The sequence below is a fragment of the Luteolibacter sp. LG18 genome, from assembly GCF_036322585.1.
Classification (GTDB): Bacteria; Verrucomicrobiota; Verrucomicrobiia; order Verrucomicrobiales; family Akkermansiaceae; genus Luteolibacter.
This window is the reverse complement of record NZ_AP024600.1, coordinates 1,207,556-1,229,214: the sequence shown is the minus strand read 5'-3', so window position 1 is coordinate 1,229,214 and position 21,659 is coordinate 1,207,556. Positions and strand designations below refer to the sequence as shown.

Sequence of the window (21,659 nt, the reverse complement as noted above, 5' to 3'; positions counted from 1 at the left end):
GCCCGCGTGAGTCGTCCGGTCGATGCCCTGATTGAGTTCCTGCGTGCCGAAGAGGCGCGCGGGGTGACCCATGTGCATCTCGATGAAGGCGCGCGCCAGGTCCTGCGCGAGCTCAATGCCCGCTCGAAACGTCCGGCCGCGGCTCCCGCTCCGCCGCCCCCACCCGCCCGCCCCGCGCCGGAAAGCCCGGCCTTTTCGCTTTCCGATGTGCTGGAGCCCGCGCCCACGCCGCGCCCGGCCCCGGTCATCGCCGAGGTCCGCGCCTCGGATGGCAGCGCCGCCGACCAGATCGCCGCGCTCAAGGCCCAGGCCCAGAATTGGACTGCCGCCCGCTCGCTCGGCACCCTGCGGGACACCATGGTGTTTTCCGTGGGCAATCCCGAGGCCGACCTGATGCTCGTCGGCGAGGCGCCGGGCTATCAGGAGGAGCGCCAGGGCGAGCCATTCGTCGGTCCCGCCGGCCAGAAACTCACCGACATCCTCCGCGCCATGGGCCTTGGCCGCGAGGCGGTTTACATCTCGAACATCGTCAAGTTCCGCCCGGCTATCCCCGGCCAGACCACGAACAACCGCCCGCCCACGGACGAGGAAATGGCGTCCTGCCTGCCCTTCATCCGCCGCGAGATCGGCATCGTCCGCCCGAAGTGCATCGTCGCCCTCGGCGGCACCGCGTCGAAGGGCCTGCTCGGCACCGATGAAGGCGTGGCCCGCATGCGTGGCAGGTGGCATGAGTTCGAAGGCGTGCCGGTGCGCGTGACCTACCACCCCAGCTACCTGCTGCGCACCACCTCCGGAAACCTGGACAAGCGCAAGGTCTGGGAGGACATGCTGGAGGTCATGGAGCTGCTCGGCATGCCGGTCTCCGACAAACAGCGCGGCTATTTCCTCAAATGAGCGTCCTCGTCCTCACCACCGGCGGCACCATCGACAAGGTCTACTTCGACGCCTCCTCGGAATACGAGGTCGGCGAGCCCACCGTGCCCCACGTCTTCCGCGAGGCCGGGGTGGCGCTCGAGTGGCGGCTGGAGTCCCTGATGCGGAAGGACAGCCTGGAGATCAACGATGACGACCGTGCCGCGATCCGTGCCGCCTGCGAGGCCGCACCGGAATCCCGCATCCTCATCACCCATGGCACGGACACGATGTCCCTCACCGCGGAAAAGCTCACCGGCATCCCGGGCAAGACCATTGTGCTGACCGGCGCGCTCGCGCCCGCCCGCTTCAAGACCACCGATGCCATTTTCAATCTCGGCCTCGCCCTCGGTGCGGTCCAATCGCTGCCGCCCGGCGTCCATCTGGCGATGAACGGCACCATTTTCGAGGCCGGCAAGGTCCGGAAAAACAGAGAGGCCGGCCGTTTCGAAGCGACCGGCCCCTGAGAATCTTTTGGGAGATGGCTCCTTGGGACACGCGAGCCAAGTCAGACAGAATTAACAGAATTTTTCAGAATTAACAGGATCGTGGAAAGCGGTCCGGTTTTTGCCTATTCTGTAAATCCTGCAAAATTCTGTTAATTCTGTTAATTCTGTTAATTCTGTCAAAATCGGGCCGGAAATACGGGTGAGAACGCTTTTGCAATCGGGCCCGGGAAAAGCGGCTGGGCTTAGTTCCGGCGCATGAAGATGCGCAGGATGTACCAAAACAGCAGGGCCACGCTGGCGAAGAGGCTCAGCGCCGCGGCCACGTGCTGGCCCGGCTGGTAGTGATACTGGATCGCGCTGGTCTGATAGAGGATGCAGGCGCTGGCGAAGACCACCATCACCACGCTGAACCAGAAGCCGAGCGTGATCGGGGTCAGGCAGGCCAGCACCACCGCGCCCAGCGCGACCATGCCGCAGACCTTGAGGAAGCCGCCCATGAAGGTGAAGTCGGTGCGGGTCGAGGACGCCACCGCCGTCAGGCCCAGCACCATCGCGCAGGTCACGACCGCCGCCTTGCCGAGCACCAGCGGGTCACCCGAGACGATCGGGGCCAGCGCCAGCATCGGCAGGAAGATGATGACTTCCGCCACCACGTAGACGGCCAGGCCGAGATACTGGGTGGAGAGCGAGGTCGAGCTGCGTGCCCAGCGGTCCGCGATGGAGCCCACCAGCGCGAATCCGCCGAGGACGAGCAGCCAGCCGATGCGGCTGCCGAAGGCGGCGCGCATGGCCACTTCGCCGAGCCCGGCCTTGAGCAGCAGGGTTTCGAGGATCGCGAAGGCCGCCATCGCCGCCGCGAGGTGCCAGTAGGTTTTCTTGACGAAATCCAGCCGCGTTTCCTGCGGGCTTTGGGCGATCGTTCCGGAGGTGGAATACGGGTTGAAATAAGGGTGCTCCGAGGCCATGGCGGGTTGTTATCTCGTCCGGAGCCGGAAATCCAGACAAGACAAACCGGCCCTTCGCGGGCGATGTAATTCCCGGCTTCACTTTCCCGCCTTTCCCATCAAAAGAACCACGTCATGCATCCGTTCCTCGACGAATCCTTCCACGTCCGCTGGTCCACCCTCGTCCCCGAAGCCGTCGAGCCGGACATCCGCCACGCGCTCGCGCAGGCCAAGGACCGCCTCGATGCCATCCGCGCCGCCGACCTTGCCGCGCTGACCTACGAGAACACCTTCGCCGCGCTCGAAAAGGCCACCGAACCGCTCAGCCGCGGCTGGGGCCTGCTCAACCACCTCGATTCCGTCAACGATGGCCCGGAACAGCGCGCCGCCCTCAACGCGATGCTGCCGGAGGTGTCCGATTTTTACGCCTCGATCCCGCTCGATGACGCGCTCTGGACCGTGCTGAAAACCTTCGGCCGCAGCGCCGCCGTCGAGCAGCTCGATCCGGTGCGCCGCCGTTTCGTGGAGGAGACGATGAACGATTTCGTCCAGTCCGGCGCCGACCTCCCGGCCGACAAGAAAGCCCGCATCGCCGAGCTGGAGGCGGAGCTTTCCAAGATCACCCAGGAATACACCGAGCACGTCCTCGATTCGACCAATGCCTGGGAGCTGGTGATCGACGATGAATCGAAGCTCGCCGGCCTCCCGGATTCCTCGAAGGCCGCGGCGCTCGCCAACGCCAAGGCGAAGGGCGTGGCCACCGAGGACAAGCCCGCGTGGCGCTTCACCCTCCAGTATCCCTCGATGGGGCCGGTGATGCAGTATCTGCATGACGATGGCATCCGCCACCAGGTCTGGGAGGCGTCCAGCAAGGTCGGGGCCACCGGCGATTTCGACAACACCGGGCTGGTCTGGAAGATCCTCGAACTCCGCCACGAGAAGGCCGCCATCCTCGGCCACGACGACTTCGCCGATCTCACGCTGCTGCGCCGCATGGCGAAGGACGGCAAGACCGCGCTGCGTTTCACCGAGGACCTCCACGCCCGTGTGAAGCCCGGCTTCCTGGCGGACTACAAGCAGCTCCGTTCCTACAAGGCCGCCGCCAACCAGGCCCCCGCCGACGACCTCCAGCCGTGGGAAACCGGCTACTGGGCCGAGCGCCAGCGCAAGGAGAACTACGATCTCGATGACGAGGCGCTGCGCCCCTACTTCCCCGTCGAGGGCGTGATGGCCGGCATGTTCGAGCTCTCGTCCCGCCTCTTCGGCATCACCATCCGCCAGCGCGAGGTGGTCTACTACGAGCGCGGCCAGCGCCCAGCCGATGCGCCTGCGGACGTCATCGAGGTCTGGCACCCCGAGGTCACCTTCTACGAGATCCACGATTCGAAGACCGGCCGCCATCTCGGCTCGTTCTATGCCGATTGGCACCCGCGCGAGCCGAAGCGCGGCGGCGCGTGGATGAACTGCCTCCACACCGGCGGCCCGGACGAGCCCCACCTCGGCCTGATCACCGGCAACATGTCGCCGCCGGTCGGTGGCAAGCCCGCCCTGCTCACCCATGGCGAGGTCGAGACCGTCTTCCACGAGTTCGGCCACCTGCTCCACGGCCTGCTCAGCGATGTGCCGGTGAAGTCGCTCGCCGGCACCAACGTGCCGTGGGACTTCGTCGAGCTGCCCTCGCAGATCATGGAGAACTTCTGCTGGGACCGCGAGTCGCTCGATCTCTTCGCCCGCCACTTCGAAACCGGCGAGCCGATCCCGGATGAACTCTTCGCCAAGATGAAGGCCGCGGAGAACTACATGAGCGCCACCGCCTTCATGCGCCAGCTCGCCTTCGGCAAGCTCGACCTCGATCTGCACATCCACTTCGACCACTACCGCGGCCGCGACCTCGACGCGGTGGACCGCGAGATCCTCGCCGACTACCGCACGCCGCTGAAGACCGACACGCCGTCGATGGCGCGCCGCTTCAACCACCTCTTCAGCAGCCCCACCGGCTATGCCGCGGGTTACTACTCCTACAAGTGGGCCGAGGTGCTGGATGCGGACGCCTTCACCCGCTTCAAGAAGGAAGGCGTGCTCAATCCCGAGACCGGCTATTCCTTCCGCGAGCACATCCTCAGCAAGGGCAACTCCGCTCCGGTGGACGAACTCTACCGCCGCTTCATGGGCCGCGATCCCGAACTCGAGCCGCTGCTCGTCCGCGCCGGGATCGCGTGACCGGCCATTGCCCGGATTTTGAAGCCGCCGTTCATCCTCCCTTGAAAGGGGTGGGATGAGCGGCTACCCTTCCGGCGGCTGGTTCACCCGGGATGGGAAGCTGGCCCCCCGGCTCCCACACCTCCAACCCACCCTCCTTTGAATGGAACATTCCCGGCAGAACAGGGGTTCGTTTGGAAACACGACGATCCGCGGCTCGGAATCCCCACCGCCATCCTCGGAGGTTGGCCCCACGACCAGCAGCGACCAGCTTGCGTTGCCCTTAACCGAGAGCGAACGAAAGGAATCCGCCAGGCATTTGAGCAAGCTCCATCCCGCGGAGCGGTTTCACTTGATGATTGGCAAGAGGCCTTCGAAACGCTCTGCCGACGGCACCGGGTCCCTCTGATCGACCTGGAGCAACTGGGCATTTTCCACGATGAGGACAGTCTCATCTCCTCGCGGATCCTCATTCCTCTCAGGCCCGGCGCCGAGGCCTCGCCCTTCCGCGATGATGCCTTCGGGGTGGTCTACAAATTGTTCGATCTGAGGATCGACGGCAGCCTGGGCAAGGCCGCGACCCTCGTCTCCAGAGGCGAGGGCCGGTTCGATGTCGAGCTGCGGAACGCGGACCTGATGACCACCCTGGCGAAACTCGCCCTTTTGAACCAGGCCGGTGGACTGCCGACTGAAATCGCCGGGCTGTCGACGGATGGGAATTACCTCGTCGTCAAACAACCACTGGCGAAGGAAATCCCGGACCAAACGGCGGGCTCCAGATTGCTGAAACAAAACCAGCACAAGGCGCTCGGCATGATGTACGGCCTGCTCCCGGAAACCACCACCTGTTCCCGGACCGTCGGCGTTCTCTGGCTGAACGGGGAAGGTTGGCTGGTCACGGATCTGCATGAGCGGAACATCATGTTGGATGATCGGAACCGTCCCTCGGTGATCGATGCGCTGGTCGCACCGGTGCCGGTGGAATACCTCCGCGATTGCCGCTGGCTGCGCAACGCTGTCGACGATGCCCGCTGCTTGAGAGAAGGCCGGCCGATTACGCGGATCGAGTTCGGTGAAGGCGTGAGCGACGATGATTTGTGATCCGGACTTCCTTCGGCGTTGTCAGGGCGGTTGACTTCTCCACCGGACTCGCCAAAAGCGAGTCATGCTGAGCGCATGGCCCGTTTTGTGTCTTACCGCCTGTATCGTCGCCGCTCGTGCGGAGGACGTGACCCAGGCATGGCGGCTGGCCGCACCACCTGAAGCGCTTCAGGAAGGCGTGGAGATCCCGGAGACCCCTGTTCCTTCCGTGTTCTCTTCGAAGGGCGACGGGCTGGTGGATCTCAGCAAGGCGCTGCGCGCGGAAGAGACGTTTGGGCAAGGCGCTTGGTTGGTCTGGAACTCGACACGCCGCCTGTTGATCGCCCGCGGCAACCGCTACACGCTCGATCGCGCGGACTTGAGGCCGTTTCTCCAAGAGCCCCATTTGGCCGGCATTTCGCTCGCATGGTATCGTGGAATTGCCCCGGGTGACCCTTTGCCTGCCGGAGCCAAGCCTGTTTACCGCTCGGAAGTCATCGACCGGCCGGGTTTCAAATCCGACACCCGGTGGGAGGTATCCGGAGCGGGGACCTTGGGCGAGATCGATGTGGAAGCGGAGCCAATCCTGACGGATGATCGCTTGGCGGCGGATATCCGCTTGGCCGTGGATTGGAAGGAAGCGCGGGAAGGCGGCCCGCTGAAATGGCGCTTCATGAGTAGTTTCCTGACCGAGACATCGAGGGACAGGGAGCGGGTGATTTCCCAGGTGGTGTCCCCGACCGGCGAGTCCTGGACCGTGACGGTCAAGGCGCGTGACTTGCTTTTGGATGGCTCGCCTGCAGAGACGTCCTGTTTGAGAGAAGTCGCGGGCAAGGCAGAGTTCGTGAGGCAGCGTACGCCGGATCATCTGGTTCATCGTTTGGGGACTGTCACCGTCCAAGGCTCCCTGCTCACCGTGGCGGAGCTCGATCTCGGAGCGGATGAGGCGAGAGGGATCTTCAAAACGGCTGGATACGACGTGCCGGAGGAGCCGCAGAACCCCTTTGACGCCGCCGAACGGGGTGGGATCGATGTGCCACGACCGGCGGCTTGCCAGGACGCAGTGATTCCAGACGGGTTGAGGGAATTCGCGCCGGTGACCATGTGGGATCTCAAACCGCCGCTGGTCAAACTGGGTCTGCCGTTGGCGGATGGCGATTATGCTGCATTCGATCCGCGGTTGAGGCGTCTGGTGGTGGCGTCCAAGGATGCGGAGAGCCTGAGGCATGTGGAGGATCTGCTCATGCCCATGTGCAACCTGCCACCGCCTCTCAATCTGACGGCCACGTTCCGTGGAGTGGCGGGTGGGGAGGCGAATGGCCCGGTTGTGGCCGGAGCGAGGCTGTTGGTCCGCAGCGGGCAAAAGCAAGTTCTCACCTGTGAGGATCAAAATGAAAACCTCATGCTGTCCTTCGAGGTTGAGCCGGAATTGAAGGAGAACGGGCAAATCCTCGAACTCCGCCACGAACTGGATCTCGACGGTTTCCCGACCTTGCCGGGATTGGCTGCCAAAGGGAAGCTCACCGTCGTCAAGGGACGTGAGACCCCCTTCGGCACGGCCGAAACCGGTGAGCGGAAGATCACCCTGTCGATGAAGGTGGATGTCGATCCCGTGGTGATCGAGAGGGAACGATAGGCTTCCAGGTTCTTGCGAATGGTTCATGTATTTGCGACAAGCGGATCATGTATCGGATAGGACTGGCCTTGGTTCTGGTTGTGGCTTCCTCCGTTCGGGCGGATGAGGCGACCGCGGCCTGGCATTTCGCGGTCTCGCCGGTGGCGGAATTGACGGCCCCCGGTGGGCCTACCGAGGGACCCAGCGATCCGTTCAGTCCTGCTCCGTTCGTTGTGGTGCCGGAACCCGGGGCAGTCGTGGCGAAGGAGATCCCGGAGCCACCCTCGCTCACGGTGTTTGCGGCCAAGGGCGATCGGTTGTTCGACCTGGGCCCGGCGTTCCAGCGCGTGTCGAAGATGTCGGCGGGATCCTGGGTGATCTGGAATGAAACCCGGCACCTGCTCATTGCCCATGGGGATTTGTCATTGCTCGGCACGGTGGAGCGGTTTTCCCGCTTCGAGAGACAGCCGAAGATGGCGACCCTTTCATTCGAGTGGTTCCGCGGGAATGACCCGGCGGACAAGCCGGTGCGGCGCGTGGAATGCCGGGGGCGATCCGGGAGAGAGCTGGCCGGGAGCTGGAAAGCGACGGATGTACTCCCGGCTCCGGGCATTGCCTCGGTGAAGTTCAGCGGGCAGCCGGAGTTCGCGGACTCCCCGGACACGATCGACCTGCCCTTCAAGCTGGAATGGGCCGAGCGGTGCCAGGACGGCGATCTGTCGTGGTCAGTCGATTCCGGGGTCAGCATCGCGGATGCGAGTTCCAAGTCACTGCTCTTTTTCCAGGTGGTGTCGCCCTCGGGAGAGACCTGGAGGATCTGCGGTGAGGCGCACCGGGTGCTAGCGGATGGCACCTTGTTGCGGGAGGCCCGTTGGGTGGAGCGTGCGGGGAAGGCGGAAGCCTTGGTGCCGGGGGTAGACGATGCCTACCTCAAACCCGCGCTCGAAGTGGAGATCGCCGGCACGAAGCTGACGAAGAAAACCTACTGGTTGCCGGTTGAAGCCATCAAGGGGCTGACTGCGGATCCTTCCGCTGCCGATGCCCTATCGGGCCTGAAGGAGATCAAGGTGCCCGCTTCCTTGCTGGGGGGGATCGGCGGCAAGCTGCTGGATGTGAAACCGCTGCTAAAGAATTGCGGAATCGTTTTGGGGGAGCGGGATTGGGCTTGCTACGATCCGATGCGGAACGAGTTGCACTTGGCCGTGGTGGAACAGGGGGCTTTGCCTCTGTTGGACCAGATCGACATGTTGGTCGAGCCAGGGTGCACGTATCCTCCTAGAAACGTTCGGGTGGGCCTGCGGATGGTGGAGCAAGGGGCAACTCCGGCGGCGGTGAAAGAAATGAGCGTCACCGGTCGATCAGGCCGGAGAGCCGTGGTGGATTGCGCGGGGAAGGGCGGGAACCTGCTGCGGTGGATTGTCGAACCGACAATCGGAGATAGTGATTCGCTCGTCGATCTCCACCACGAATGCCTATTGCCCGCGGCAATGGCGGGAGCGGTCGTCGAGGCTTCGGCCAATGTCACGTTGGCAGTGGGCCGTGACCTGGAGTGGCAGGTTTCCGAGGCGGGTGGGAAGAGAACGGGGCTGTTGCTGCGTGCCGAAGTGGTGCGGGCGCTGGGCAGTGAAGACACCCGGTGATCCATCGATTTCCACGATGAACCGCTCGCCACAATCGATTGGATAAAGCCCGCCGGCTCATGTTAGATCCTTCCTGAACGTCCTTCCGTTTTTTGACCCATGAATGATCCCCTCCGCCAGGCCGAGCTTGCCGCCGCGATTGACCGGCTCCGGAAACGGCTGGAGAACGTGGAGACGAAGCACTGGGAATCGATCGTCAAACTGAAGGCCGATCTCGACGTGCTGGAGCAGCAGGTGGGGCTCGAGCTGCCGGAGGAAACGCCGCCGCCGATGCCGGTGGTGGAACCGGAGCCGCCGCTTCTGAAGCATCTGCAGGAGGCGAAGCACGAGGCGGAGATGCATGTGGTCGCCATGTCCACGCCACCGCCGCTTCCGCCTTCGGCTCCTTCCCCGGCCCTTTCGGCCGCGGTTCCGCAGCCGAAGATCGAGACGAAGGTGATGCCGGACCCGCGTCTGCCGGTGCCTCCACCGATGCCGAAGGCCGAGGCATTCGAACAGCAGCTCGGCAAGGTGTGGCTGGTGCGGATCGGGATCGTGCTGCTGCTCACCGGCCTCGTGCTCGGCGCGAACTGGGCCTACCACAACTGGATCCACCGTCTGCCGCCGGGCGTGCGGCTGGCGATCATGTACACCTGGTCCTTCGTGATCGGCGGCACCGGTTGGAGGCTGTCGCGGAAGGAGGGCTACCAGCGCTACGGCGAGGTGTTGGTGGCCGGTGGACTGGCGTTTTTCTACTACTGCACCTACGCGGCGCATCACGTGGCGCGCGTGCGGGTGATCGAGAACCCGGTGCTGGCGGCGGTGCTGCTGCTCGGGGCCGCGGGCTTGATCGGAGCGGTGTCATGGCTCCGGCAATCGCGGGCCACGGCGGTGATGGGGATCGTGCTGGCGTCCTACGCTACCATGATCCAGCCGCTCGACTGGCTGTCGTCGCTTTCAAACCTGTTCCTGGCCGCGATGGGTATCGCACTGATGCTGCGGCCGGGCTGGAGTGGTCCCGGCATTGCCTCGCTGGTGGGCACCTACGCGGCCTTTGGCGGCTGGCAGCTCCTCGGTGCGGCGGGCGCGGGTCAGGGCGACGCACGGGCGACCCTGTGGTTTCTGCCGGGAAGCTGGGCGATTTTCGCCATCCCAGGTATGCTCGGTCGTTTCCGCGAGTCGCTGGGCGACCGTGGCCGCGCGTTCTTCACCGCGGCGAACAACGGGCTGTTCTTCCTGACCTTCACCCTGGTCTGGCTGTCGCGCTACGGACCGGTGGGCTTCTGGAAAGTGCCGGCGGTGTTCGGTGCGGTGCTGGTGATCATGGGCGCGCTCGGCCGCAAGCGCGAGGACACCGCGGCGGCGTCGAACCTGGTGCAGGGACTCGCCGCGCTGAGCCTGGCGGTGGTGTTGAAGTTCGATGGCTACCACCTCGCGCTGGCGTTGGCGGGTGAGTCGCTGGCCCTTGCGATCGCGTTCCACCGTTTCCGGAAGACCCCGGAACTGGCGTTCTGCCTGGCGGCGGGTCTGGGAGCGGCCTTGTTCGAGCTGTTCCTCAAGGAGATCGAGAATCCGGCGGGGCCGATGTGGAGCGGTGTGCTTGCGGCGGTGCTGGTCGCGGGCTCGGCGTTGATCGTGCGCTTCAATGTGGATCGCCCCGCGGAGGGGACGACTTCCACTGAACTGCGGTCGGCCTCCGCGGCGTTGTTCTATGCGGCGCTGGCCATTCTCCAGTGCGGCTGGGTGGCGCGTCTCGATGATGTGCTGAAGCTGCCGGTGGTCTGCGGGCTGTCGGCGGGGTTTGTCGCACTCTCGCTGCTGGTGGACCGCCGCCGCTGGCTGCCGGAGGTGGCGTGGGCGTCCGGGTTCTTCTCCGTCGCGGCGATCGCTTACGCACGGCTCGATGGAAGCATCGCCGGATTCGGTTGCGCGCTCGCGGCCACCTTCGCGGCGTGCCTGCTGTGGCATCGCCCGAAGCCCGTGCCGGAAACCGACCTGTGGTTCACCAGCGATCCCGCGGAATCACCGCAGGCCTTTGGGTGGCTCCAATCGCTGCTGGTGCCGCTGGTGTTCTACAAGCTGCTGAACCTGCTGCAACCGGTGGTGGCCTGGCAGGTGGCGCCGCTGGCGGTGGCTGCGGTGGCGTTCGTGGCGCTGGCCCGGTTCCTGAAAATGCTGCGTCTCGAGTTCACCGCGCCGTTCCTGAACATCGGCGCGCTGCTCATCGTCTGGCACGCCATCCTCACCCACCAGGAAGGCGTATCGAAGGCGATGTCGTTCACGCCCGCGGTGGCGGCGGCGGGGATGGCGCTGCTCTCAAGCTGGCGTCGTGACCAAGCCACGACTCTCCCACAGGTGGTGATCGCGCGCGGCACGCTCTTCGTCGCGTGGGCGGCGGCTTTGCTCTACGCCGTGCCGCGCGGCTTCATCGACCTGATGGCCCTGTCCGCGGCGGCGGCTTTCGCGCTGGCGTGGTGGCGGAAGCAGATCGCGCCCGTCGATGCCTGGGGATGGACCTTCGCCTCGCTGGTGGCCTATGCACACGTGCTGCTCTTCGGGTGGCAATCGCGGTTCCACGGCTACCTGTTCGAAGGCGTGGTGCTGGTGCTCCTGGTGGCGGGGATCGCGCTGGTGACGCCGAAGGTGAAGCCCGCGGGGATGTTGAAGGGCTTCGTGGACAAGACGCTGCCGTGGCTGGCCTGCGGGCTTTTCACCGTCTGGAGCACTCGTATCGTGGTGGACGAATACGGCTGGAGGTCGGTGGTGGTGCTGTGGACCATCAGCGGCTTCGGGCTGGTGTCGCTCGGCCTGCTGCTGGACCGCGTGACCTCCCGCAAGACCGGCTTCATCCTGCTGGGCTTGGCGTTGTGCAAACTGTTTCTCGCGGACGTGTGGGACTTCACCACCTTCATGCGGGTGGTCTCGTTCGTCGCGCTCGGCCTGGCGCTGGTGGTGCTGGGCCTGTTCTATCACCGCTTCGCGCCGATGATGAAGCGGCTGCTGGACGAGGAGGCTCCGAAGGAGGGCGGGAGTTGAGCCTTTAGGCGAGGAGGGTTTTTAGAGGGAGGCGGAGGCCTGAAAGTTTGCTCGTTTTCAGGGTTCAGTTTTCAGGAAGAGAAGCCGGGCTTTCGCGGGGCCTATTCCACGATCTCCGGCTCTTCCTTTTGCGATTTTTGCGCCTCTTTGCGGCTAAAATCTCCAGATCCTCCGCCCCCGGGAAGACCTTCCTCGCCTAAAGGCGCAACTCCTTAAGAAAACCTGACTGTTAGACTCTGTGGCTTGCCGGTTACCGGATTCGGGGCCATGATGCGGGCCATGATGCGCCGTCTGCTTCTCCCGGTCCTCGGGCTGCTCTCCACGCTCCCGGCCTTTTCGCAGGCCTTTGCGCCGATCGCGGACCGGCCGCCGGCGATCACCCGTGAGTTCCGCGGCGCGTGGGTGGCCTGCATCTACAATCTCGACTGGCCCAGCTCGAAGGGCCTGGGCGCGGCCCAGCAGCAGGCGGAACTGCGCGGCATCCTCGACAAGATGGCGGCGCTCAATATGAACGCCGTGGTCTTCCAAGTCCGCCCGCACTGCGACGCGGTCTACCAGTCGTCCATCGAGCCCTGGAGCCCGTGGCTCACCGGCACCATGGGCAGCTCGCCCGGCTACGATCCGCTGGCCTTCTGTGTCCGCGAGGCCCACGCCCGCGGGATCGAGGTCCACGCGTGGTTCAATCCCTTCCGCGCCATTTCCAGCAGCTCGATCACCTGCTGCAGCAGCCACGTGACCTGCGCGAACCCGCGGATGGTGAAGCCCTACGGCTCGATGAAATGGTGCGACCCGGCGCTGCCGGAAACCCGCTCCCGCGCCACCGGCGTGATCCTGGACGTGGTGAAACGCTACGATATCGATGGCGTGCACATGGACGATTACTTCTACCCCTATCCGTCCGGCGGCATGGTCTTCAAGGACGGCAAGACCCCGGCCGAGCGCCGCGCCTACGTCGACGGCTTCGTGAGCAACCTCTACTCGGCGGTCAAACAGCAGAAGCCGTGGGTGCGGGTCGGCATCAGCCCCTTCGGCATCTGGCGCCCCGGCGTCCCGGCGGGCATCGAGGCCGGTCTGGACGGTTACGAAAACCTCGCCTGCGATTCGCGGAAGTGGCTGGCCAACGGTTGGGTCGACTACCTCGCCCCGCAGCTCTACTGGCGGAATGCCCCGGCGAAGCAGAGTTTCTCGACCCTCCTCTCCTGGTGGCGCCAGCAGGGCAGCCGCCCGGTGTGGCCGGGCATCGCCACCGCCCGCATCAACAGCTCCGAGGACCCGGGCCGCCCGGCCTCCGAAATCATCAACCAGATCCAGCTCAGCCGCTCGATCGGCCGCAACTACGTGGGCAACATCCAGTGGAGCGCGAAGAGCCTGGTCACCAACCGCGGCGGCATCGCCACCCAGCTCGCCAGCACCTACACCCAGCCTGCGGCCGTGCCGCCGATGCCGTGGGTCAGCAGCCGCGCCCCGGCTTCGCCCGGCGTGAGCGCCCAGACCAATGGCGGCGGCACCTTCGTCCGCTGGGTGATCTCGGATGCGAACACCGCCAAGGTGGCCATCCAGGCTCGCTACGGCAGCCAGTGGAAAATGGTGAAGGTCGCGCCCGCATCGGGGAATGGCATCACCATTCCGGCGGCGGACGCGGTGGCGGTGACGGCCATCGACCGCTTCGGGTCGGCCAGCGCGCCGAAGGTGCTGGGTCGCCACGGAAGCTGACCGGGCCGGGGGATTTTCCTTTGCAAAGCCCCGCAACTCGTTTATAACCCGCGGGTCCCCGGCGGCCACCGCTGCTCCTTACCTCCTGAATGAAAGCAACTGCATTTGTCTGTGCATCGGGCGCCCTGTTCGCGACCTGGCTGACAATCACTTACGTCCGCGATGTCTCTCCGAAGGACTATCCGGCGCTGGGCAAGGGTTCGGTTCCGGTGTCCGCCCAGCGGGTGGCTCCGGCCGTCCATGAAGGCTCCTTGATCTCCCTAGAGGAGACCCGTGAGGCCCCGGTGGCGCATCTGGATACTCCTTCTCAGGAGCCCGGCGTGTTCCCGCATTGATTGGTTCCCGGGATCCTGGCAGCGTCAAAGCGATGGCCGAGGAACCTGCGAAGCCGTTCGAACTGGAAGTCGAGGCGGGCGTCCATTGGTGGTGCGCCTGCGGGCGCTCCAGCTTCCCGCCGTTTTGCGATGGCTCCCACAAGGGCACCGGCATGCAGCCGGTGAAGTTCGAGGTGGGCCAAAGGACCACCGTGCGATGGTGCAAGTGCCCGCAGACTGGGCGCGCGTTGCGGTGCGTGGGGGGGGAGTCGAGCCTTTAGGCGAGGAAGGTCTTCCGGGGAGGCGGAGGCCTGAAAGTTTGCGAGTTGGCAGTGTTCAGTTTTCAGGAAGAGAAGACGGGCTGTAGCGGAACCCGTTCCACGGGCTCCAACTCTTCCCTTTTGCGATTTTTGCGCCTTTTTGCGGCTAAAATCTCCAGATCCTCCGCCCCCCGGAAGACATTCCTCGCCTAAAGGCTCAACTCCTTCAGAGCGACCGCTTCGCCGGGGCGGCGATGATGCCTTCCTCGGTCTCCTGCTTGAGGCGGAGCTGGCCGCAGGCGGCGTCGATGTCGTGGCCCTTTTCGAGGCGCAGGGTGGCGGAAACCCCTGCGTTCTTGAGGATGTCCCGGAACGCCTTGCAGCGGGTTTCGCTGGGGCGGACCCAGTCGAGGCCCTCCACGGTGTTGTAGGGGATGAGGTTCACCTTCGCGTTCAGGCGGCGGGCATGGCCGGCGAGGATGCGGGCCTGCTCGAGCGAGTCGTTCACGTTGTCGATCAGGATGTACTCAAGCGTGAGGTGTTGCTTCTTCTTCGAGTTCCAGTAGTCGAGCGCGCCGAAGAGCTCGTCCGTGCCCCACTTCTTGTTCACCGGCATGATCTGGCCGCGGACCTCGTCGGTCGCGCCGTGGAGCGAGATCGCGAGGCGGATCTGCTGGGGGTGATCGGCCAGTTTCTGGATCTGCGGGACCAGGCCGGAGGTGGAGATCGTCAGGTGGCGGGCTCCGAGATGGAGGCCCCACTCCGAGGTGATGATCGAGATCGCGGTGAGCAGGTTGTCGAGGTTCGCCAGCGGCTCGCCCATGCCCATGAAGACGAGGTTGTCCACGCGCTCGCCGCTGAGCATCTCGGCGGCCAGCACCTGCCCGGCGATCTCGGCGGGCTGGAGGTGGCGGGTGAACCCGGCCAGACCGGAGGCGCAGAACTTGCAGCCGTAGGCGCAACCGACCTGGGAGGACACGCAGAGCGTGCGGCGGTCCGATTTCTCGCCGTAGAGCGCGGGGTTCGCCGGAATGAGCACGCTTTCCACGTAGCGGTGGTCGTGGAGGCGGAAGAGGAACTTGCGGGTGGTGTCGTGGCTGCCCTGGGTGTGGGTGTGCTCCAGCGCGTGGAGGCGGAAATGCTCCGCCAGCTTCGCTCGCAGGGCCGCGGAGAGGTTGGTCATTTCGTCAATCGACGAGACCTTCTTCTTCCAGATCCAATTGAGGATCTGCCCGGCCCGGAACGCGGGTTCGCCCTCGCCCTTCAGCCATTCGGCGAGGGTCTCCGGGGTCATTCCAGTCAGGGCGGGCTTCAGATCGGTCACGGCGCTTCCGTAAGTCTTAACGGGTGAATGGTAAATGGCGAATCGCGAAAGCTCGGAAAGGCAGGGATTTCAACCACGGATGAAGAGGATGGACACGGATGGGAAGAGTGTGGAGCCGGGTGGAACCCCGAATCCCTGTCATCCGTGAATATCCTCTTCATCCGTGGTTCAAAAATCTGAAGTACCGTTCCCGCCTTGCCCTCCGCCGTGGGACGGGTTGAATGGGCGGCGAACCACCGTTCACGACCATGGGAAGAGCCTTTGAATGCCGACGCCGCGCCAAGGAAGCACGCTGGGACACGATGTCCCGGGTGTTCCCGAAGCTTTCCAAAGCCATCACCATGGCCGCGAAGAACGGCGGGCCGGACCCGGCGGGCAACGCCCCGCTGCGCATGGCCATCGCCAACGCCAAGGCCCAGAACCTGCCGAAGGACAAGATCGACGCCGCCATCAAGCGTGCCGCCGGCAATGACGCCGCGGACATCGTGGAGGTTTACTACGAGGGCAAGGGCCCGCACGGCAGCCTGTTCTACATCGAGTGCGCCACCGACAACACCAACCGCTCGGTGGTGAACCTGAAGACCATCTTCAACAAGAACGGCGGCCAGATCGTCCAGAGCGGTCAGCTCGATTTCATGTTCAACCGCAAGGCGGTGGTGGAGTTCGAGGTGACGCCGGACATGAACCTCGAAGAAATCGAGTTCGCCCTGATCGACAGCGGCCTGGAAGAGCTCAATGTTGAGGACGGCCTCGCCCGCGCCATCGCCCCCTACACCGAATTTTCCGCCCTCACCCAGGGCGTCGAAGCGCTCGGCATCGCCACCAAGAAGGCGGGTCTCGAGCGCATTCCGACCACCCCGGTGGAACTCACCGAGGCCCAGATGGACGAGGTGCAGGTGATTCTCGACAAGGTTGAGGACGACGACGACGTGCAGGTGGTGTTCACCAACATCGCCTGATCGGACCGATCAAGTATTGCCGGGGACGCGGACCGGAATCGTGTCCCCGGACAGCCACTTGCGGAGCACGCCGCGATCGGCCGTGAGGTGGCCGGTCACGCGGTAGTTCGAGCGCTTCAGCACCCCGGCCTCGGCGCTGGGTTCGTCGACCACGCACCACGGCTGTGAGCCGGACGAGTGGATCATGTGGAAATCGTCGGCCGTGTTCACGAGGAAGCCGACGTGGGAATCCAGCCCCACGATCGAAATACCGGGCTCGGCGGCGTGAACGGCGGCGGCGAAGGCGTCGTACGGCTGTCCCGCGGTGCGGTGGCAGGCTTTGGCGTCCAGGAAACTGCGCATGATGTTCTCGGACGCCTGCTGGGCGAGGCGGGCGCGGTCCACCCGGAAGCCCGCGTCGCGCAGGAGGGTGGCCACGAAGTAGCCGCAGGCGATCTTCCCGCCGCCGGGCTCGGTGGCGGTGCCGTTGAAATCCCACGGCGTGCCCAGCCAGCAGCGCATCATCGCGGGAAGCTGGGATTCGAGGGCGGTACGGGCTTCGTTCTCGATGGACTCCTTTTCGCGCGCGTTGCGGGTCTTTTTCCAGCGGGTCGCGAGGGATTGCCGCCGGGCCGCGAGTTCCTGGCACAGGCTCGCGTAGCGGGCGGCATTCGGCTTCGGGCCGGGATCGGGGAGGGTGGCTTGCGGCGCGAGCTTCTGCAGCTCGGGCGCGAATTTCCATGCCGCCGCTCCGAGGACGGTGGCGATTCCCAGCAGCCAGACCAGTTTCCGCATCGGGGTGGGAGGGTGGCAGGCGGGACCCGCTTGCCAATGACAGTTTCGATAACGTGGCGGTGGGCGGCGCTCTTTCCTTGGCCTCGTCCGCATGGTCGTGGAATGCTTCAGCCATGACGAAATCGGAGCGTGTCGCCCACGTGTCCCGCCGCTTGGACGAGCTGTATCCGGAGACCCCGATCCCGCTCGACCACACCGACGCGTTCACGTTGCTGATCGCGGTGCTGCTTTCCGCCCAGTGCACGGACGTGCGGGTGAACCAGATCACGCCGGCCCTGTTCGCCCGTGCGAACACGCCGGAGGCGATGATGGAGGTGCCGGAGGAGGAGATCCGCTCAATCATCCGGCCATGCGGGCTGTCGCCGCAGAAGGCCTCCGCGATCTCGCGGCTGTCCCGGATTCTGGTGGAAGAGCATGGCGGCGAGGTGCCCGCGGATTTCGATGCCTTGGAAGCGCTGCCTGGGGTGGGCCACAAGACCGCCTCGGTGGTGATGGCCCAGGCCTTCGGCGTGCCCGCCTTCCCGGTGGACACCCACATCCACCGGCTGGCGAAACGGTGGAAACTCAGTTCCGGGCGCAACGTGGTGGAGACCGAGCGCGACCTGAAGAAGCTTTTCCCCAAGGCCCGCTGGAACCGCCTCCATCTCCAGATCATTTTCTACGGCCGAGAGTACTGCACCGCCCGCGGTTGCGATGGCACGAAGTGCCCGCTGTGCCGCGAATTGTTCGAACGGAAGACTCCGGTGAAACCGTAGCCCTTTTCCCGATGGCCATCCCACGCTCCATCATCCCCTGCGCCGTGGCCGCCCTGGTGGCGGTGGTGCCGGCCCGTGCGGTCGAGGCGGAAGGGGAACTGGGCAAGCTCGTGACCGAGGCGCTCGCTGCGATGGACGCGGAGAAATGGGACGTGGCGCTACCGCTGTTGGTCAGAGTGACCGACACCTACGACAAGGAAGCGGCGAAACTCTACGGCGCGCAGTTCGGCGTCATCTGGTACCGCCGCGGCATCTGCGAGCTCCAGCTCCGGAGCTGGAAAGAGGCAGCGGCCTCCTTCCAGCGCTGCTACCAAGGCTATCCGAACACCGGCACCGATCGCGGCAATCTCTATCACAAGAAGGCGCTGCTGAAATGGGGCGATGCGGCGGTGGGCGCGGGCGATTGGGACCTCGCGACCCGGATGTTCCGGAAGTTCCTCGATGAGCGGGACCGCAACGCGGACTCGTTCCCACAGGGCATCTTCCACGTGAACTTCGCGGTCAGCCAGTTCAAGCTCGGCCAGCTTGCGGAAGGCTGTGAGAACCTCGAGATCGCGTTGCGGAACAAGGAGACGTTTCCGACTCCGGATGCCGCACTGGTGACGGGTTTCCAGGAACTGGTGGCCGCCGCGATCCGCGAGAAGAACGAGGCTGCCCTGTTGGACTGCCTGACGAAGAACCGCGCCGACCTCACCTTCGCACCGGCGGATGCCGCGGCCTACGGGCGCACCTATCTGAAGCTGGCGGCGGACGCGACCGCGGCGGGATTCCGCCGCGCGGCCTTCGCGATCTATCAATTGGTGCCGGACACCAGCGTGGCGATCGATGCCCTGAAGGCGGGGCTCGCCGCGCTGTCCGCGCGGCCAGCGCTGGTCGATAGTGCCCGCTTGGTCGACCGCGCGCGGATGCAGGCGGATCTCGCCAAGCTGGAGGAGGAACGCCGTGGCGGCCAGTCCATGGAGGTGGTGAAGCTGGCGGGGATCGCGCTGCTCCACGAGCAGGCTGGCAATCTCCGCGGTGCCTGCGCGGCTTACGAGCAACTGGAGCGCTACTACCCGCGAGCCGCGGCCCGGGAAGAGAATTTGTTCAATCTCGTGCGCACCTCGTCGCTCATCGGCGAGCCCCTCAAAATGGACCAGCACGGCCGCAAGTTCCTCGCGGATTTCCCGAAGTCCGGCCATGCGGCGGAGGTCCGGAACACGATGCTCACCACTTTGTTTTTCGGCGGGCTCTACGACCGCTGCGTGGACCTCGCGACCCCGCTGGTCGGGAGCCTGCAAGCAGGGACCAAAGACCACGATCTCTGCCTGCACGTGCTCGGAGGCGCGCTCTATTACACCGGGCAGGCCGAGAAGGCCCAGCCGCTCCTCGATGAGCACGTTACGAAGTATCCGACGAGCCGCTTCGCCCTGGACGCGCTCTATTTCCAGGCATCGAACCGGACCCGCCTCCAGGATTGGGCGAAGGCGGGACCGTTGCTCGATGGCTTCCTGGCAAAGGCGGCGGAGCGGCCGGGCAACCCGTTCATCGCCTACGCGCTCTACGACCGCGCGTGCGTCCATGCCGCGAATCATGAAACCGCGCCAGCCTTGGAAACGATCGCGCGGTTGGGCCGGGAGTTTCCGGAAGCGGACAATCTCGACGTGGCGATGAATCTGAAAGGGACCGTGTTGGAAGCCGCCAACGATCCCGCGGGCGCGGAAGCCGCGTTCAAGAAAGCGATCGAACTCGCGCGCGGTCGGGATCATGCGGGCGTGGCCGAGGACGCCAAGGCGAACCTGGCGCGCATCCAGGAAGCCGCCAAGACGAAGCGCCGGGAGGAAGGAGGGCCGCGTCGATGAAACTACTGGTGATGTTCGCCCTGATGTGGGCCGCTTGCTTGTCGCCGATCCGTGCGGAGGCTCCTCCCGCGGCGGTCCGGGCGTATCTCATCCAGGAGAGCGGCGATTTCCAGGAGGTGTGGCTGACCGCCGTGGCGGACCGTGTGCTGCACTACCGGGAGACGGAGCTGGCGGGGCCGGTGGCCGAAATGGACGCGGCCAAGGTGAAGTCGGTCTACTTTTTCAAACCGCAGTCGCTCCGGGAGGCGCTGGCGCTGTACCGTGGCCGGAAATACAAGGAGGCGCGGGAGCGCTTCGCCGCGGTGCGGGCGACCTATCAGGCGATCCACGATCTGGCGGAAAACCCGGCCTCGATCGCGGGCTTTTACGAATTGGAGTGCCTGCGCCAGATGGACGATCCGGAGGCGCTCGCGAAGGCGCTGGAAACCTTCCGCAGCAGCGGCTTGGTCCGGGACTGTCAGTTGCGACAACTGGAGATCCTGGTGTTCTGGGACGCGCTGCGGACGAAGAGCTGGGAAAAACTCGACGCAATGGCGGTCGAGCGTGCGGACGAGGAACTGCCGGGCTACCAGCGGGCACAGATCGCCTTTTGTCATGGGGTCGCCTTGGAGAATCTCGGCAAGCCGACCGAGGCGCTTGATGCCTACAACACGGCGATCACCGCGGACGGCGGTGCCTCCGAAACGATCGCGCGCCAGGCGGCGCTCAATGTCCTGCGCATCCACAAGGCGGACCCGGACGTGCAGACGGCGATCCGGCGCTGGGGCTCGGCGGACGAGGCGCGGGACGTGGCGGGCCGCCAGCACCTGTTGGAGGCCGCGGCCGTGGCGCGGTTGTATGAGGACACGCTGGGGGCGGGGCAACCCTTGCCGGGACCGTTCAAGGAGTTCCTGAAATACGGTGCTCCCGTGGCGCCGTGACGAGGCCATTGTGCTTGGAGTGGATCGGGAAAAAGGCTTTCATGGCGGGCGATGGCGGACGCTCTGGTCGATGATTTCATGCGCTTCCTCGATACCGAGAAGAGCGCGTCGCCGCTGACGCAGCGGAATTACCTGGAAGCGCTCGGGGCCTTCGAAACCTGGCGGGGCGAGCGCTTCGCGGGGTGGAAGGACTGCGAGGCGGATGAATTTCGCGCCTACCTGTTCGAGCTGATGAAGCAGGGCTTCAAGCGGGCCACGATCCGGCTGCGGTTCGCGGCGCTCCGTTCGTTCTACAAGTTCGTGGTGCTTCGCCACGGGCTGGCGAACAGCCCGGTGGCGCTGGTGGAGCTGCCGAAGCCAGAGCGTTCCCTGCCGGTGGTGCTGAGCCTCGCGCAGATGGAGGAGCTGCTCGAGATGCCGAAGAAGCTGCCGCTGCCGAAGCAATCGGTGGCATGGATCCCGGCGCGGGACACCGCCATCCTCGAGTTGTTCTACTCCTGCGGCCTCCGCATTTCGGAGCTCACCGGCCTGGAGGTGGGGGACGTCGATTTCGTGTCGGGCACGGTTAGGGTGACCGGCAAAGGAGCGAAGGAACGGATCGTGCCGGTGGGCGGCCCAGCGATGACGGCGATCCAGCACTATCGGCAGCAGGCTCAGGTTTCCTCCGGGCCGCTGTTCGTCAGCAAGGTCCGCGCCCGCATCACCCAGCAGGCGATCGACCAGCTCCTGAAGAAGTATCTCAAGTACAGTTCGATTCCCTTCAAGATCAGCCCCCACAAGCTCCGCCACACCTTCGCCACCCACCTGTTGGATGCCGGGGCGGACCTGCGCTCGGTGCAGACCCTGCTGGGCCATGCCTCGCTCTCCACCACCCAGATCTACACCCACGTCACCAAGGAGCGGCTGAGGAAGGCCTACGACGACGCCCATCCGCGGGCATGAAAA

At 65.2% G+C, this 21,659-nt stretch carries 18 protein-coding genes; 15 read left to right on the top strand and 3 right to left on the bottom strand.

The annotated features are described in order from the left end of the window. Positions 1-6: 6 nt before the first annotated feature. The gene (locus tag llg_RS05195) at positions 7-894 is read left to right on the top strand and encodes a uracil-DNA glycosylase (protein ID WP_338288495.1); all 888 of its coding nucleotides are present in this window, start codon (positions 7-9) and stop codon (positions 892-894) included. Continuing rightward, positions 891-1,379: an asparaginase domain-containing protein gene (locus llg_RS05190; RefSeq protein WP_338288494.1), complete on the top strand. Its 489-nt coding sequence runs from the start codon at positions 891-893 to the stop codon at positions 1,377-1,379. The genes llg_RS05195 and llg_RS05190 overlap by 4 nt, the downstream gene beginning before the upstream one ends. A 224-nt stretch (positions 1,380-1,603) precedes the next feature. Here llg_RS05190 and llg_RS05185 read toward each other — a convergent pair whose 3' ends face one another. Continuing rightward, positions 1,604-2,326: a Bax inhibitor-1 family protein gene (locus llg_RS05185; RefSeq protein WP_338288493.1), complete on the bottom strand. Its 723-nt coding sequence runs from the start codon at positions 2,324-2,326 to the stop codon at positions 1,604-1,606. Between the two features lie 114 nt (positions 2,327-2,440). Between llg_RS05185 and llg_RS05180 the strand changes: the two genes are divergently transcribed. The 8 genes from llg_RS05180 to llg_RS05145 all read left to right on the top strand — a co-directional run bounded on the left by llg_RS05180 (position 2,441) and on the right by llg_RS05145 (position 14,162). Continuing rightward, a complete protein-coding gene (locus llg_RS05180; RefSeq protein ID WP_338288491.1) occupies positions 2,441-4,525 on the top strand; it encodes a M3 family metallopeptidase in 2,085 nt (694 codons plus the stop codon). 504 nt (positions 4,526-5,029) lie between these two features. Further along, positions 5,030-5,605 carry a hypothetical protein gene (locus llg_RS05175; protein WP_338288490.1) on the top strand — a complete coding sequence of 192 codons (576 nt, stop codon included), beginning with the start codon at positions 5,030-5,032 and terminating at the stop codon, positions 5,603-5,605. A gap of 64 nt (positions 5,606-5,669) precedes the next feature. After that, complete coding sequence (locus llg_RS05170; RefSeq protein ID WP_338288489.1) at positions 5,670-7,220, top strand: hypothetical protein; 1,551 nt, start codon at positions 5,670-5,672, stop codon at positions 7,218-7,220. An 80-nt stretch (positions 7,221-7,300) separates the two neighbouring features. After that, positions 7,301-8,839, top strand: a complete 1,539-nt coding sequence (locus tag llg_RS05165) for a hypothetical protein (RefSeq protein ID WP_338288488.1) — start codon at positions 7,301-7,303, stop codon at positions 8,837-8,839. A gap of 99 nt (positions 8,840-8,938) precedes the next feature. Next, positions 8,939-11,854, top strand: coding sequence for a DUF2339 domain-containing protein (locus tag llg_RS05160; protein WP_338288487.1), 2,916 nt, complete (start codon positions 8,939-8,941; stop codon positions 11,852-11,854). 279 nt (positions 11,855-12,133) lie between these two features. Continuing rightward, positions 12,134-13,567, top strand: a complete 1,434-nt coding sequence (locus llg_RS05155) for a family 10 glycosylhydrolase (protein WP_338288486.1) — start codon at positions 12,134-12,136, stop codon at positions 13,565-13,567. Positions 13,568-13,656: 89 nt separating this feature from the next. Further along, entirely contained in the window at positions 13,657-13,902 is a 246-nt protein-coding gene (locus llg_RS05150; protein WP_338288485.1) for a hypothetical protein, read from the top strand. A gap of 32 nt (positions 13,903-13,934) precedes the next feature. Next, a complete protein-coding gene (locus tag llg_RS05145) occupies positions 13,935-14,162 on the top strand; it encodes a CDGSH iron-sulfur domain-containing protein (protein ID WP_338288484.1) in 228 nt (75 codons plus the stop codon). 205 nt (positions 14,163-14,367) lie between these two features. Here the strand turns inward: llg_RS05145 and rlmN are convergent, their stop codons facing one another. Then, positions 14,368-15,435 (bottom strand): 23S rRNA (adenine(2503)-C(2))-methyltransferase RlmN, encoded by a 1,068-nt coding sequence (rlmN, locus tag llg_RS05140; protein WP_345789216.1) that lies wholly within the window; start codon positions 15,433-15,435, stop codon positions 14,368-14,370. Positions 15,436-15,713: 278 nt separating this feature from the next. Between rlmN and llg_RS05135 the strand changes: the two genes are divergently transcribed. Continuing rightward, on the top strand, positions 15,714-16,424 hold the full coding sequence (locus tag llg_RS05135) for a YebC/PmpR family DNA-binding transcriptional regulator (RefSeq protein ID WP_338288482.1): 711 nt from the start codon (positions 15,714-15,716) through the stop codon (positions 16,422-16,424). A gap of 9 nt (positions 16,425-16,433) precedes the next feature. Here llg_RS05135 and llg_RS05130 read toward each other — a convergent pair whose 3' ends face one another. Beyond that, a complete protein-coding gene (locus tag llg_RS05130) occupies positions 16,434-17,198 on the bottom strand; it encodes a hypothetical protein (RefSeq protein ID WP_338288481.1) in 765 nt (254 codons plus the stop codon). Between the two features lie 113 nt (positions 17,199-17,311). On the opposite strand from llg_RS05130, the gene nth reads away from it, so the two are divergent. Genes nth through llg_RS05110 form a run of 4 tightly spaced genes read left to right on the top strand, consistent with a single transcriptional unit; the run spans position 17,312 to position 21,656 of the window. Further along, complete coding sequence (nth, locus tag llg_RS05125) at positions 17,312-17,953, top strand: endonuclease III (RefSeq protein ID WP_338288479.1); 642 nt, start codon at positions 17,312-17,314, stop codon at positions 17,951-17,953. Between the two features lie 11 nt (positions 17,954-17,964). Next, on the top strand, positions 17,965-19,794 hold the full coding sequence (locus llg_RS05120; RefSeq protein WP_338288478.1) for a tetratricopeptide repeat protein: 1,830 nt from the start codon (positions 17,965-17,967) through the stop codon (positions 19,792-19,794). Then, positions 19,791-20,714 carry a hypothetical protein gene (locus llg_RS05115; protein WP_338288477.1) on the top strand — a complete coding sequence of 308 codons (924 nt, stop codon included), beginning with the start codon at positions 19,791-19,793 and terminating at the stop codon, positions 20,712-20,714. The genes llg_RS05120 and llg_RS05115 overlap by 4 nt, the downstream gene beginning before the upstream one ends. 51 nt (positions 20,715-20,765) lie before the next feature. Continuing rightward, complete coding sequence (locus tag llg_RS05110) at positions 20,766-21,656, top strand: tyrosine recombinase XerC (protein ID WP_338288476.1); 891 nt, start codon at positions 20,766-20,768, stop codon at positions 21,654-21,656. Positions 21,657-21,659 lie beyond the last annotated feature (3 nt).

Bases quoted from the DNA above. Each gene is read 5' to 3' on its own strand.
- llg_RS05190 (WP_338288494.1), top strand. From the start codon at position 891: ATGAGCGTCCTCGTCCTCACCACCGGCGGCACCATCGACAAGGTCTAC.
- llg_RS05185 (WP_338288493.1), bottom strand. From the start codon at position 2,326: ATGGCCTCGGAGCACCCTTATTTCAACCCGTATTCCACCTCCGGAACG.
- llg_RS05180 (WP_338288491.1), top strand. From the start codon at position 2,441: ATGCATCCGTTCCTCGACGAATCCTTCCACGTCCGCTGGTCCACCCTC.
- llg_RS05170 (WP_338288489.1), top strand. From the start codon at position 5,670: ATGCTGAGCGCATGGCCCGTTTTGTGTCTTACCGCCTGTATCGTCGCC.
- llg_RS05160 (WP_338288487.1), top strand. From the start codon at position 8,939: ATGAATGATCCCCTCCGCCAGGCCGAGCTTGCCGCCGCGATTGACCGG.
- llg_RS05155 (WP_338288486.1), top strand. From the start codon at position 12,134: ATGATGCGCCGTCTGCTTCTCCCGGTCCTCGGGCTGCTCTCCACGCTC.
- llg_RS05150 (WP_338288485.1), top strand. From the start codon at position 13,657: ATGAAAGCAACTGCATTTGTCTGTGCATCGGGCGCCCTGTTCGCGACC.
- llg_RS05145 (WP_338288484.1), top strand. From the start codon at position 13,935: ATGGCCGAGGAACCTGCGAAGCCGTTCGAACTGGAAGTCGAGGCGGGC.
- rlmN (WP_345789216.1), bottom strand. From the start codon at position 15,435: ATGACCCCGGAGACCCTCGCCGAATGGCTGAAGGGCGAGGGCGAACCC.
- llg_RS05135 (WP_338288482.1), top strand. From the start codon at position 15,714: ATGGGAAGAGCCTTTGAATGCCGACGCCGCGCCAAGGAAGCACGCTGG.
- llg_RS05130 (WP_338288481.1), bottom strand. From the start codon at position 17,198: ATGCGGAAACTGGTCTGGCTGCTGGGAATCGCCACCGTCCTCGGAGCG.
- nth (WP_338288479.1), top strand. From the start codon at position 17,312: ATGACGAAATCGGAGCGTGTCGCCCACGTGTCCCGCCGCTTGGACGAG.
- llg_RS05120 (WP_338288478.1), top strand. From the start codon at position 17,965: ATGGCCATCCCACGCTCCATCATCCCCTGCGCCGTGGCCGCCCTGGTG.
- llg_RS05115 (WP_338288477.1), top strand. From the start codon at position 19,791: ATGAAACTACTGGTGATGTTCGCCCTGATGTGGGCCGCTTGCTTGTCG.
- llg_RS05110 (WP_338288476.1), top strand. From the start codon at position 20,766: ATGGCGGACGCTCTGGTCGATGATTTCATGCGCTTCCTCGATACCGAG.